Annotated in this window: 13 protein-coding genes; 8 read left to right on the top strand and 5 right to left on the bottom strand. The window is 53.9% G+C overall.

The genetic code is table 11. The features are described 5' to 3' along the window. Positions 1-7 precede the first annotated feature (7 nt). Together ymiC and acnA are read left to right on the top strand one after the other, a co-directional pair. The gene (ymiC, locus tag AC4IC4_RS12825; RefSeq protein ID WP_032623144.1) at positions 8-106 is read left to right on the top strand and encodes a small membrane protein YmiC; all 99 of its coding nucleotides are present in this window, start codon (positions 8-10) and stop codon (positions 104-106) included. 161 nt (positions 107-267) lie between these two features. Beyond that, positions 268-2,943, top strand: coding sequence for an aconitate hydratase AcnA (acnA, locus tag AC4IC4_RS12820; protein ID WP_157189308.1), 2,676 nt, complete (start codon positions 268-270; stop codon positions 2,941-2,943). A 35-nt stretch (positions 2,944-2,978) separates the two neighbouring features. On the opposite strand, the gene ribA is transcribed toward acnA, so the two are convergent. Continuing rightward, on the bottom strand, positions 2,979-3,569 hold the full coding sequence (gene ribA / locus AC4IC4_RS12815) for a GTP cyclohydrolase II (protein WP_008501210.1): 591 nt from the start codon (positions 3,567-3,569) through the stop codon (positions 2,979-2,981). Between the two features lie 197 nt (positions 3,570-3,766). Here ribA and pgpB point away from each other — a divergent pair, with 197 nt between their 5' ends. The 5 genes from pgpB (at position 3,767) to yciH (ending at position 7,416) form a co-directional block, all read left to right on the top strand. After that, positions 3,767-4,534 (top strand): phosphatidylglycerophosphatase B, encoded by a 768-nt coding sequence (gene pgpB / locus AC4IC4_RS12810; RefSeq protein WP_491471263.1) that lies wholly within the window; start codon positions 3,767-3,769, stop codon positions 4,532-4,534. Positions 4,535-4,682: 148 nt separating this feature from the next. After that, positions 4,683-4,991, top strand: coding sequence for a LapA family protein (locus AC4IC4_RS12805; protein WP_023312067.1), 309 nt, complete (start codon positions 4,683-4,685; stop codon positions 4,989-4,991). A 6-nt stretch (positions 4,992-4,997) separates the two neighbouring features. Beyond that, on the top strand, positions 4,998-6,167 hold the full coding sequence (gene lapB / locus AC4IC4_RS12800) for a lipopolysaccharide assembly protein LapB (protein ID WP_023335944.1): 1,170 nt from the start codon (positions 4,998-5,000) through the stop codon (positions 6,165-6,167). 185 nt (positions 6,168-6,352) lie between these two features. Next, positions 6,353-7,090, top strand: a complete 738-nt coding sequence (pyrF, locus tag AC4IC4_RS12795) for an orotidine-5'-phosphate decarboxylase (protein WP_148769839.1) — start codon at positions 6,353-6,355, stop codon at positions 7,088-7,090. Next, positions 7,090-7,416, top strand: coding sequence for a stress response translation initiation inhibitor YciH (yciH, locus tag AC4IC4_RS12790; protein ID WP_032647566.1), 327 nt, complete (start codon positions 7,090-7,092; stop codon positions 7,414-7,416). Before pyrF ends, yciH begins: the two co-directional genes overlap by 1 nt. Positions 7,417-7,521: 105 nt before the next feature. Here the strand turns inward: yciH and osmB are convergent, their stop codons facing one another. The 3 genes from osmB to AC4IC4_RS12775 all read right to left on the bottom strand — a co-directional run bounded on the left by osmB (position 7,522) and on the right by AC4IC4_RS12775 (position 8,982). Beyond that, positions 7,522-7,740, bottom strand: a complete 219-nt coding sequence (gene osmB, locus AC4IC4_RS12785; protein WP_008501216.1) for an osmotically-inducible lipoprotein OsmB — start codon at positions 7,738-7,740, stop codon at positions 7,522-7,524. Between the two features lie 263 nt (positions 7,741-8,003). Next, positions 8,004-8,756 carry a DNA-binding transcriptional regulator YciT gene (gene yciT, locus AC4IC4_RS12780; protein ID WP_048991911.1) on the bottom strand — a complete coding sequence of 251 codons (753 nt, stop codon included), beginning with the start codon at positions 8,754-8,756 and terminating at the stop codon, positions 8,004-8,006. A 43-nt stretch (positions 8,757-8,799) separates the two neighbouring features. After that, a complete protein-coding gene (locus AC4IC4_RS12775) occupies positions 8,800-8,982 on the bottom strand; it encodes a YciZ family protein (protein ID WP_024907126.1) in 183 nt (60 codons plus the stop codon). 193 nt (positions 8,983-9,175) lie between these two features. On the opposite strand from AC4IC4_RS12775, the gene AC4IC4_RS12770 reads away from it, so the two are divergent. Continuing rightward, on the top strand, positions 9,176-10,045 hold the full coding sequence (locus AC4IC4_RS12770) for a crotonase/enoyl-CoA hydratase family protein (RefSeq protein WP_032647560.1): 870 nt from the start codon (positions 9,176-9,178) through the stop codon (positions 10,043-10,045). Here AC4IC4_RS12770 and pdeR read toward each other — a convergent pair. Further along, on the bottom strand, positions 10,042-12,033 hold the full coding sequence (gene pdeR, locus AC4IC4_RS12765; RefSeq protein ID WP_491471262.1) for a cyclic di-GMP phosphodiesterase: 1,992 nt from the start codon (positions 12,031-12,033) through the stop codon (positions 10,042-10,044). The two genes, AC4IC4_RS12770 and pdeR, sit on opposite strands and share 4 nt — an antisense overlap. Positions 12,034-12,226: the final 193 nt, after the last annotated feature.

Raw genomic sequence — 12,226 nt, 5'->3', positions numbered from 1 at the left:
CCCTATGATGAATAACATGACGTCTCACAAATACTGGTCATGGATCGGCGTTTTTACCGTGTCGATTCTGTTCTGGAGTCAGCTCATCTGGTTGGCCCTCCACTAAATTGTAAAACCTCGCTACGGCGGGGTTTTTTGTTTTCCTGTTCTGGACCAATCCTAAATTTATCAATTTGGGTTGTTATCAAAACGTTACGACATCTTTGTGTTATCTTTAATTACGGCCCTGATGATTGTCAGGGCATCTCTGTGATTAAGGAGGAGCTTATGTCGTTAACCCTACGCGAAGCCAGTAAGGACACATTACAGGCAGAAAACAAAACCTGGCATTACTACAGCCTGCCGCTGGCTGCCAGAACGCTTGGGGACATTTCGCGTTTACCCAAGTCATTGAAAGTTTTACTGGAAAATCTATTGCGCTGGCAGGACGGTGACTCTGTCACCCTCGATGATATCCAGGCGCTGGCAGGGTGGCTTGAAAAAGCCCATGCCGACAGAGAAATCGCCTACCGCCCGGCAAGGGTGCTGATGCAGGACTTTACCGGCGTTCCTGCCGTCGTTGATTTGGCCGCGATGCGCGAGGCCGTTAAGCGTCTGGGCGGAGATACGGCAAAAGTGAATCCGCTTTCCCCTGTTGACCTCGTCATTGACCACTCCGTAACCGTCGATCGCTTTGGTGATGACGACGCCTTTGGCGAGAACGTGCGTCTGGAGATGGAGCGTAACCACGAGCGCTACGTGTTCCTGAAGTGGGGGCAGCAGGCGTTCAGCCGGTTTAGCGTGGTCCCGCCAGGTACCGGTATTTGTCACCAGGTTAACCTTGAATATCTGGGTAAAGCCGTCTGGAGCGAATTGCAGGATAAAGAGTGGGTCGCCTATCCGGACACGCTGGTGGGTACGGACTCCCATACCACCATGATCAACGGTCTGGGTGTGTTGGGCTGGGGCGTCGGGGGTATCGAAGCGGAAGCGGCCATGCTCGGCCAGCCGGTGTCCATGCTTATCCCGGATGTGGTGGGCTTCAAGCTCACCGGCAGGCTGTCTGAAGGCATTACCGCCACCGATCTGGTGCTTACCGTCACCCAGATGCTGCGTAAGCATGGTGTGGTAGGCAAGTTTGTCGAATTCTACGGTGACGGACTGGATTCACTGCCGCTGGCCGACCGCGCCACCATTGCCAATATGGCGCCGGAATACGGTGCAACCTGCGGCTTTTTCCCTATTGATGATGTGACGCTGGAATACATGCGTCTTAGCGGACGTAGCGAAGAGCAGGTCGCGCTGGTGGAAGCGTACACCAAAGCGCAGGGCATGTGGCGCAATCCGGGCGATGAGCCTGTTTTCACCAGCACGCTTGAACTCGATATGGGAAGCGTCGAAGCGAGCCTCGCAGGGCCGAAACGCCCGCAGGACAGGGTTGCGCTGAGTGACGTGCCAAAAGCCTTTGCCGCCAGCAATGCGCTGGAAGTAAACGTGGCGCAGAAGGACCATCGTCCCGTCGACTATGTTCTGAACGGACATCAGTATCAGCTTCCGGATGGTGCGGTGGTGATTGCCGCCATTACCTCCTGCACCAACACGTCCAACCCCAGCGTATTGATGGCAGCCGGTCTGCTGGCTAAAAAGGCGGTAGAGCTTGGGCTAAAACCTCAGCCATGGGTCAAGGCCTCGCTGGCCCCGGGATCCAAAGTGGTGTCGGATTACCTGGCGCAGGCCAAACTGACGCCGTACCTTGACGAGCTGGGCTTTAACCTCGTGGGCTACGGCTGTACGACCTGTATTGGTAACTCTGGTCCACTGCCTGAACCCATTGAAACGGCGATTAAGCAGGGTGACCTGACGGTAGGCGCGGTCCTGTCCGGCAACCGAAACTTTGAAGGGCGTATTCACCCGCTGGTAAAAACCAACTGGCTGGCCTCACCGCCGCTGGTGGTCGCTTATGCCCTGGCAGGGAACATGAATATCAACCTGGTGACCGATCCGATTGGCCACGATCGCAAGAATGACCCTGTCTATCTGAAAGATATCTGGCCATCTTCGCGTGAAATCGCGCTGGCCGTTGAAAAGGTCTCAACCGAGATGTTCCGCAAAGAGTATGCGGAGGTCTTTGAAGGCACGCCGGAATGGAAAGCCATCAACGTCATTGGCTCTGATACCTATGACTGGCAGGATGACTCGACCTATATTCGTCTGTCGCCGTTCTTTGATGAGATGCTGGCCGAGCCGGCGCCGCTTAAGGATATCCACGGCGCGCGTATCCTGGCGATGCTGGGGGATTCTGTCACAACTGACCACATCTCTCCGGCGGGGAGTATCAAAGCCGATAGCCCGGCGGGTCGTTATCTGCAAAGCCGGGGCGTCGAACGTCGTGATTTTAACTCCTACGGATCGCGCCGCGGGAATCATGAAGTCATGATGCGCGGGACGTTTGCCAACATCCGCATTCGTAACGAAATGGTACCGGGCGTGGAAGGGGGCATGACGCGCTATCTGCCGGGGACGGAAGTGGTGTCGATTTATGATGCGGCGGTCAAATATCAACAGGCAGGTACGCCGCTGGCGGTGATTGCCGGGAAAGAGTACGGTTCCGGCTCCAGCCGCGACTGGGCGGCGAAAGGTCCGCGTCTGCTTGGCGTTCGCGTGGTCATCGCCGAATCGTTCGAACGTATTCACCGCTCGAATCTGATTGGTATGGGGATCCTGCCGCTTGAGTTCCCGCAGGGTGTGACGCGTAAAACGCTGGGCCTGACCGGGGAAGAGCAGATTGACATTAGCGGCCTGCAAAACCTGCAGCCGGGTAAAACGGTGCCGGTAACGTTAACGCGGGCAGACGGCAAAACCGAGGTGCTGGATTGCCGATGCCGTATTGATACGGCAACCGAACTGACCTACTACCAGAACGACGGCATTTTACATTATGTGATTCGTAAGATGCTGGATTGATGAACGAGCCCGGCACGCGTGCCGGGCTTTTTATATCACTCTTTCAGCAGATGGCCCATTTTGGCAGCTTTAGTATCCAGGTAGTGGGCGTTTTTCGGGTTACGGCCGACAATCAGCGGTACACGCTCGACGATGTTGATCCCCGCTTCGGTCAGGATCTCCACTTTTTTCGGGTTATTGGTCAGCAGACGAACTTCGTCCACGCCCAGCAGCTTGAACATATCGGCGCACAAGGTGAAGTCGCGCTCGTCAGCGGCAAAGCCGAGCTGATGGTTTGCTTCCACCGTATCGTAGCCCTGGTCCTGAAGCGCGTAAGCGCGGATTTTATTCAGCAGACCAATATTACGACCTTCCTGACGGTGATAAAGCAGCACGCCGCGGCCTTCTTCTGCAATATGAGACAGGGCGGCTTCCAGCTGGAAACCACAATCACAGCGCAGGCTGAACAGCGCGTCGCCGGTAAGACACTCTGAATGGACGCGAGACAGCACCGGCGTCTGCCCTGAAATATCGCCATACACCAGCGCGACATGATCCTGTCCGGTTGCCAGTTCTTCAAAACCCACCATCAGGAAATCGCCCCATGGGGTTGGCAGTTTGGCTTCTGCCACACGTTTAAGCTGCATGTGATTCTCCAGAGTAGGCTGACACGTTTCGTGCCTTTGCCCTGTTTTGCTTTCTGTATCAGTTCATTTTGCCACAAGCTCAGCAGGTTCGCCTAATAGGCACCATGCTATATGAACGTTAAACGCACGATCCGACATATCCACCCATCGAATGAATTTCAGTTATGATTGTGAGGCTTAGCGAAAAAGGAGAAGACATGCTTTCAATCGCCAGACGTACGGCAGCAGGCGCGGCCATTTTACTGATTATGCCCCTGGCCGTATGGCTCTCAGGCTGGATGTGGCAGCCGGGGCAGAATGCCACGTGGCTGAAAACGTTATACTGGATAACGGAAACGGTCACCCAGCCGTGGGGAATTATTACCCATGTCCTTCTCTGCGCCTGGTTTCTGTGGTGCCTGCGCTTTCGTTTGCGTGCGGCGCTGATGCTTTTTGCGATCCTCGGAGGCGCTATCCTTGTTGGTCAGGGCGTGAAGTCCTGGGTAAAAGATCGCGTTCAGGAACCGCGTCCTTTTGTCGTCTGGCTGGAAAAAACGCATCATGTTCCGGTGGATGAGTTCTACAATTTAAAGCGTAAAGATCGCGGGACGCTGGTGAAAGAACAGCTTGCGGAACAGCAGGATATCCCGAAATTCTTGCGTAAACACTGGGAGAAAGAGACGGGATTCGCGTTTCCTTCCGGTCACACCATGTTTGCGGCCAGCTGGGCGTTACTGGGGGTGGGGCTGCTGTGGCCAAGGCGTCGAACGGTCACGCTTGTGATTTTACTGGTCTGGGCGACAGGGGTTATGGGCAGCCGCTTACTGCTGGGGATGCACTGGCCGCGGGACCTGGTCGTTGCCACGCTGATCTCATGGCTGCTGGTGACGCTGGCGACCTGGCTCGCTGAACGATTCTGCGGCCCGCTTACACCACCGCCAGAAGAGAAAGAAGAAATAGCCGAAAGGGACCAAACGGACGCCTGACGGTTGATAAACCGTATTATGCCCATAGATACATGACTGGCGCGTCACTTTTTCCGTTTCGCGCCCGTCGCTAAAATGGTAGTTTATAAGGCTGATTGCGGTGAGTTGAACACACTTTATTCGCTTGAACCACATAACGGGAAGTAATGTGAAATATTTACTCATTTTCTTACTGGTATTGGCGATTTTTGTCATTTCAGTCACGTTGGGTGCACAAAACGATCAGCAGGTGACGTTTAACTATCTGCTGGCTCAGGGTGAGTATCGCGTCTCGAGCCTGCTGGCGGTCTTATTTGCTGCTGGTTTTGCCATTGGCTGGCTGGTTTGCGGTCTGTTCTGGTTGAAAGTCCGTGTTTCTCTTGCGCGCGCTGAACGTAAAATTAAGCGACTCGAAAATAACATTGCCCCTGCGTCTGACATCCCGGAAAGCTCTGGTGTGCCGGTCGTGAAGGAATAATCGACTATGCTGGAGTTGTTGTTTCTGCTTTTGCCTGTAGCCGCAGCCTATGGCTGGTATATGGGCCGCAGAAGTGCGCAACAAACAAAACAGGATGAGGCCAACCGGCTCTCCCGCGACTACGTTGCGGGGGTGAACTTCCTCCTGAGTAATCAGCAGGACAAAGCGGTAGACCTGTTCCTCGATATGCTGAAAGAGGATACAGGGACGGTTGAAGCGCATCTCACCCTGGGTAACCTGTTCCGCTCGCGCGGCGAGGTCGATCGCGCCATTCGTATTCACCAGACCCTGATGGAAAGCGCCTCGCTGACCTATGATCAACGTCTCCTTGCGGTGCAACAGCTGGGGCGTGATTACATGGCCGCGGGGTTGTACGATCGCGCAGAAGATATGTTCGCGCAGCTGGTGGATGAAACAGATTTCCGCATCGGCGCGCTGCAGCAGCTCCTGCAGATTTATCAGGCCACCAGCGACTGGCAAAAAGCCATTGATACGGCTGAACGTCTGGTGAAGCTGGGTAAAGATAAGCAGCGCGTTGAGATAGCCCATTTCTACTGTGAGCTTGCGCTTCAGCAGATGGGTAACGACGACATGGATAAAGCCATGGCTCTGCTGAAGAAAGGCGCCGCCGCGGACCGCAACAGCGCGCGAATCTCCATCATGATGGGGCGCGTCTTTATGGCGAATGGCGACTATGCCAAAGCCGTTGAAAGCCTGCTGCGGGTTATCGACCAGGATAAAGAGCTGGTCAGTGAAACGCTGGAAATGCTGCAAACCTGCTATCAACAGCTGGACAAGCAGGAAGAGTGGGTAGCATTCCTGCGTCGCTGCGTGGAAGAAAATACCGGCGCCACCGCTGAACTGATGCTCTCAGACGTTGTTGAGCAGTATGAGGGAAGCGACACCGCGCAGGTGTATATTACGCGCCAGCTGCAGCGTCATCCGACCATGAGGGTGTTCCATAAGCTGATGGATTACCACCTGAACGATGCTGAAGAAGGGCGCGCCAAAGAGAGCCTGATGGTCCTGCGCGACATGGTTGGCGAGCAGGTGCGCAGCAAGCCGCGCTATCGTTGCCAGAAGTGTGGTTTTACCGCGTATACGCTCTACTGGCACTGTCCTTCCTGCCGCGCCTGGTCCACCATCAAGCCAATTCGTGGCCTGGACGGGCAGTAATTTTTTAAAACGCCCCATTTTAGTTACAACATACTGATGGTTTTTACCGTATCCTTTACTCCGTGCGGTTTGCCGGCCTGGCAGGCGCGTAAATGGATCCTGTCAATTTGCGGCGTCGGCAGGTAGAATGCTGGCCGTTTATCTGTTCCGCGCCGCTGCGCGCCCATAGACGAAAAGGGCTGGTCATGACGTCTGTTACATCCTCCACTTCCCGCGCAATTACGGATTCTCCTGTTGTTGTTGCGCTTGATTACAATAAGCGTGACGCCGCACTGGCGTTTGTCGACGGTATCGACCCTCGCGACTGCCGTTTGAAAGTTGGCAAAGAGATGTTCACGCTGTTTGGACCGCAAATCGTTCGCGATCTGCAACAGCGCGGCTTTGACGTTTTCCTCGACCTCAAATTCCATGATATTCCGAATACTACGGCCCACGCCGTTGCCGCAGCCGCAGAGCTGGGCGTATGGATGGTCAACGTCCATGCGTCGGGTGGGGCAAGAATGATGACCGCCGCTCGTGAGGCGCTCCTGCCGTTCGGTAAAGATGCGCCGCTGTTGATCGCAGTCACCGTGCTGACCAGTATGGACGAAAGTGATTTACGCGACCTTGGCGTGACGTTGTCACCTGCGGAACATGCCGAACGTCTCGCGCGTCTGACGCAGCAGTGTGGCCTGGATGGCGTCGTCTGCTCCGCGCAGGAAGCGGTTCGTTTCAAATCAGCGCTGGGCCGGGATTTTAAACTGGTCACGCCGGGGATCCGCCCTGCAGGCAGCGACGTGGGCGATCAGCGCCGCATTATGACGCCTGAGCAGGCGCTGGCGGCGGGCGTTGACTATATGGTCATCGGGCGTCCGGTGACGCAGTCTGCAAACCCTGCTGAGACGCTTAAGGCTATCAACGCATCGCTGAAAAAGGGGGCGTAATGACCGATTCCAACAGTCGTCTGGTCTATTCAACCGAGAGTGGGCGTATAGACGAACCGAAAGCGAAAGTGGAACGTCCTAAGGGGGACGGCATCGTTCGGATCCAGCGCCAGACCAGCGGACGAAAAGGGAAAGGCGTTTGCCTGATCTCCGGCATTGACCTGGATGATGCTGAACTGACAACGCTGGCGGCCGAGCTGAAAAAGAAATGTGGCTGCGGCGGTGCCGTGAAAGATGGCATTATTGAAATCCAGGGCGATAAACGCGATTTAATAAAATCGCTGCTGGAAGCCAAAGGCCTGAAAGTCAAACTGGCAGGTGGCTAAAATAAATGAGCCACGGCAGATGCCGTGGCTCGTGTTATATACGTGCGTATGTCAGACCTGAAATGCGTTTAAATATCGCAATATCGAGGAAGGCTTAGATAATAATTATTTGCCAACCTGGTGACCGATAATACCACCGACAGCAGCGCCACCTAATGTACCCAGCGTACTACCATCCGTTAATACTGCACCACCGAGAGCACCGGCACCGGCACCAATAGCGGTGTTACGGTCACGTTTAGACCAGTTAGAGCATGCGCTCAGGGACATTGCTACAGTGATTGCCAGAACAGCGGCGGCTAATTTTTTGCTGGTTAAGGTCATAATACTTTCTCCTGAATTATCGATTCACGGAAAGATGTACACGTTAAGTATAGACGAATCGAATACTTAATTCTGTTCTCCGTGAAAGCTGGTCGCGCAGGCGTTACGTAATCACGCAGGTGATAGTCACTTCCTGTTATATCGCTAACATTAATTTTACGACTTTAAGGCGGGTTAAACAGGTAAAAACTCTTAAAGCAGGGTTAAGAATCATCTCAGAGAAAGAAGGGCGTATGCGCCCGAAATTCGGGCGCGGAGGGAACTCAGGCGGTCGTTTTAATAATATTGACGATCAGTCCGTCATCTTCCAGTTTATTACGGTGCGCGTCGCTCAATCTTTCGTCGGTAATCACGCGGCTAAAGCGTGAAGCGGGGCCCATCGTATAAGGGTGAACGGCGCCAAATTTAGAGCTGTCGGTGAGCACAATGGCTTCACACTCTTTTTCCAGCACAGCATTCACAACGTCAGAGCGCATCATATCCCGACCGGTAAAACCTGTCTCCGGTTGCCAGCCGTCAATCCCGATAAAGGCCTTGCTGAAATGAACCTGCTGGACATACTGACGGGTCAGCGGGCCTACCATGCTTTCGCTTTTTTTCTGGTAAATACCCCCGAGAAGAATCACCTCGCAGCGCGTCTCTTTGAGCAAATGCGCGATATAGCTGCTGACGGTGATGATAGTAACGTCCTTTTGATCGGCAAGCGTGCGTGCCAGAAGGGCATTACTGCTGCCGTTTTCAATAAAAACGGTCTCGCCGTTGTTCACCAGGGACGCGGCAAATTCCGCCAGTTCACGTTTGAGCGCGTAGTTATTCATCATGCGCGTCTCAACGTCATCACTGTCCAGCGGGACAGCATATCCGTGCGCGCGACGCAGGTAGCTCTGTTTTTCCAGCAGATTAAGATCCTGACGGATTGTGACTTCAGACACGCCGGTGGTTTTAGCGAGATCGACTACGCTTACGCGTCCCTGATCGATGACCATCTGCAAAATGAGTTGTTGTCGGGAATTCATAGCATCCATTTAATAAAGCGAAACGAGGTCGGAGACGGTGGGGTTAAACTTCCCACGGCGCTTTTGGCTGTCTGTTTTCAGGCGCGTTGTCAGCACCATTCTGAGCAAGAAGTTCAGACTTCAGGATCTCGAGATTACGGATAGCAGAGTGATAATCGCCCGCCACCAGGATATCCAGCACGGTATCAATTCGTTGTGCTACAGCTTGTGCGTCAATAGTAGACATAATCTCACCCCAGGCGCGAAAAGTTAATATTTTCAATGATGCAGAAATTAGGATCAAAAGAGAAGGGAAAAAATGCAATAACTAAATTACATAAACGTAAGTGATAAATTTATTCCCCCTCATGCAGTGGGCTTATTGAGTGGATTAGTCTAAAACGGCGCGCAAGGCGCTTTTTTATAAGAGGAATTAGACTATGACAGTTATCAATCAGCCTACCTGCACACTGTTTACCGATACTGAACGGTTCACGCAGCTGTCAGGGTATTACGAAGCGGAGCGTCACACCGTCTGGATGATGTTGCGGGCCCAGCCACGGCCTTGTTTTAACCATGCGTTAATTGAGGAGATCATGAACTTCTCATGGCTGGTTCGCCAGTCTGGCTTTGCGGTTGATTTTTGGGTAACCGGTTCGCTGGTTCCCGATATGTACAATGTGGGCGGTGATTTACAGTTCTTCGTCGAGTGCATTCAGAACGGACGTCGGGAGGCGTTACGGGCGTACGCTCGCGCCTGCGTTGATTGCGTCCATGCGGCCTCACGGGGGTTTGATACCGGGGCCATCTCACTGGCGATGGTCGAAGGCAGTGCGTTAGGGGGCGGGTTTGAGGCCGCTCTGGCGCACCATTTCGTCCTGGCTCAGCGCGATGCCCGTCTGGGTTTTCCGGAGATTGCCTTCAACCTGTTTCCGGGTATGGGGGGATATTCCCTGGTTGCACGCCGTTCTGGCATGAAGCTGGCGGAGGAACTCATCTATAAAGGGGAATCCCATACGGCTGAATGGTATGAACAGCACGGGCTGGTGGATGTCCTGTTTGAGCCCGGACAAAGCTATGTCTCCACCCGAACCTTCATCGATACGCTGCGGCCAAAACTGAATGGCGTAAGGGCGATGCTGCGCGCCCGCACGCGCGTTCTGCAATTGCCCCGCAGTGAACTGATGGATATCACGGAAGACTGGGTTGATGCCGCTTTCTGCCTCGAACCGAAAGATATCGCCTACATGGAGCGTCTGGTCACGCTGCAAAACCGCCATCACGCGGCGGGGTTGCGTAAAGCCAGTTAACGTTGATTTCGCGCTTGATATCGTTTTAGCCATCGCTCGAATGCGGCAGCGGGCATCGGCTTAGCAAACAGAAAACCCTGCCGTTCGTTGACGCCGTTCTTGGTGAGAAAGGCGTCTTCTTTTGCGCTTTCCACACCTTCGGCAATCACCTGCAGATTTAACGCCTGCGCCACCGCGACGATAGCGCGCACCAGAGACTGGGAGATGGACTGCTTATGAATATCCCTGACAAACGATTGATCGAGTTTAATGGCATCGATAGGGAAGCGGGCCAGTTGAGAAAGGGAAGAGTAGCCGGTGCCAAAATCATCCAGATGAATTTGCGCCCCGAGTCGGCTGAACTGCTGGATCACGGACAGCGCCAGCTCTTCGTTCTCGATAAGACAGCTTTCGGTTAATTCGACATCGACAGGGCAGTATTCAAAATTCAGATCCTTCAGCGCCTGCTTTAAGTCACTGAAAATAGTCTGGTCGGCCAGCTGGCGGGCAGAGACGTTCACCGCCACGCGCAGGTTTATTCCCTTATCACGCCATTTCGCCACCTGGCGAACCACATCGAGCATCACCCAGCGGCCCAGCGGCACAATCAACCCCGACTCCTCGGCATAAGAGATAAACTCCAGCGGCGGGATCAAACCCCGTTCTGGTGATTGCCAGCGGACCAGCGCTTCAAGGCTTCTGACTTCCCCGCGCCAGGTGATTTTCGGCTGGTAGTGAATCAGGAGCTGATCGTTATCCAGCGCCTTACGCAGGTTGGTATCCAGCCAGAGATACTCAAACACGCGCTGGTTCATCTCGGGCGAGAAGACGCAGAACTTGCCCCGGCCGTTCTCTTTGGCGGTGTACATGGCGGTATCGGCGTTACGAATGACGCTTTCCCGGTCGTTGCCATGCTGAGGGGCGAGGGCGATGCCCAGGGAGCAACCGGTATAAATCTCAATCAGCCCGATGCGGAACGGTTGGCGCAGACGGGTTAAAATGCGCGATGCCATCGCCTCCAGAGAGCCCTGAGAGGTATTGGTGGCCATGACGATAAACTCATCACCGCCAAGTCGCGCCAGCACCTGTTCCTCATCCAGACAGCTCAAAATGGCGAGGGCAACGGCCTGTAACAGCTGATCGCCAAACATATGCCCGTAAGCGTCGTTGACCTTTTTAAAATTATCCAGATCGAGATACACCACGCCCACCTGCGTGTCCCCACGGTTGGCGATGGCGTCAGAAATCAGGTCGTGGATCGCATTGCGATTTGGCAAGCCGGTGATGGTATCGGTATTGGCCAGCACGCGCAGCCGCTCCTGAGCGCGGCGCTCCTCGGTAATATCGGTCCCGGAACAGATAAGGAAAATTTCATTTTTACCGCTGCCGCTGTGAACGAATTTGTTTCTGAACAGAAACAGCCGTTGCCCTTTACGCGTTTTGATCCAGCGTTCGACTTCGTAGGAGCTGCCGTTGCGAAAAAAACCGGTAATATTGCGCTTTGAAGCTGCCGCTTCGCTGCGGCTCATAAACAGCTTAAAGACGTTCTGGCCAATGACTTCATGTTCTTTCAGGCCGGTGTACTCTTCGCTAAGCCGATTAAAACGCTGGATATTGCCGTGCCGATCGAGAATAACAATGACGGAGTTAGCCTCTGAGACAACCTGTTCCGCGAAAGAGAGCCCCTGAGCCAGATCGCGTGCCACGGAGGGGGTATCGTTCCAGGCAGAAGCGGTTCCGGCCCACTCATTACGGGTAATTTTACGGCCCACAAGATGAACCGGAACATCTTCACCGTAGAGGGAGAGCGACATTGAAATGCTGGAGGTGATAACGTTTAAATGACGGATGAGATCGGCCTGTTCATCGTCCAGCGCCACGACCTGCGTGACATTGGCATTTTCGCTGGTGGAAAGGTGCAGAGCGTTGCTGTCAGCTGACAAGCGCCACCACGGGCTGTGAGTCCCCATGTAGCGAAACAGCAAATTCGGCTCCAGATCGTCCATCATGTTTTCTCCCGCAGCTTTCATTAGCGCACAAATTATTCATTTGCAGTCGACTTTTCCGTTGAGGAACAGCGGCAAAACCGAAGTGAACTTATTGTTTTTCCCTAATTTCTTATAATAAAACGAGTCAGGCTAAAAAGGATACTGAGCGTATAAAAATTCACGTAACCGAATATAACAACACTCTTTTACTGTA

It is taken from the genome of Enterobacter sp. Taxon_2, from assembly GCF_058355295.1.
This window is presented reverse-complemented; position numbering and strand designations above follow the sequence as displayed.

Excerpts from the sequence above, each read along its gene's own strand:
- osmB (WP_008501216.1), bottom strand. The coding sequence starts at position 7,740 with ATGACCTTAACCAGCAAAAAATTAGCCGCCGCTGTTCTGGCAATCACT.
- ribA (WP_008501210.1), bottom strand. The coding sequence starts at position 3,569 with ATGCAGCTTAAACGTGTGGCAGAAGCCAAACTGCCAACCCCATGGGGC.
- ymiC (WP_032623144.1), top strand. The coding sequence starts at position 8 with ATGAATAACATGACGTCTCACAAATACTGGTCATGGATCGGCGTTTTT.
- yciH (WP_032647566.1), top strand. The coding sequence starts at position 7,090 with ATGACCGATTCCAACAGTCGTCTGGTCTATTCAACCGAGAGTGGGCGT.
- AC4IC4_RS12775 (WP_024907126.1), bottom strand. The coding sequence starts at position 8,982 with ATGTCTACTATTGACGCACAAGCTGTAGCACAACGAATTGATACCGTG.
- acnA (WP_157189308.1), top strand. The coding sequence starts at position 268 with ATGTCGTTAACCCTACGCGAAGCCAGTAAGGACACATTACAGGCAGAA.
- AC4IC4_RS12770 (WP_032647560.1), top strand. The coding sequence starts at position 9,176 with ATGACAGTTATCAATCAGCCTACCTGCACACTGTTTACCGATACTGAA.
- yciT (WP_048991911.1), bottom strand. The coding sequence starts at position 8,756 with ATGAATTCCCGACAACAACTCATTTTGCAGATGGTCATCGATCAGGGA.
- pyrF (WP_148769839.1), top strand. The coding sequence starts at position 6,353 with ATGACGTCTGTTACATCCTCCACTTCCCGCGCAATTACGGATTCTCCT.
- lapB (WP_023335944.1), top strand. The coding sequence starts at position 4,998 with ATGCTGGAGTTGTTGTTTCTGCTTTTGCCTGTAGCCGCAGCCTATGGC.
- pdeR (WP_491471262.1), bottom strand. The coding sequence starts at position 12,033 with ATGATGGACGATCTGGAGCCGAATTTGCTGTTTCGCTACATGGGGACT.
- pgpB (WP_491471263.1), top strand. The coding sequence starts at position 3,767 with ATGCTTTCAATCGCCAGACGTACGGCAGCAGGCGCGGCCATTTTACTG.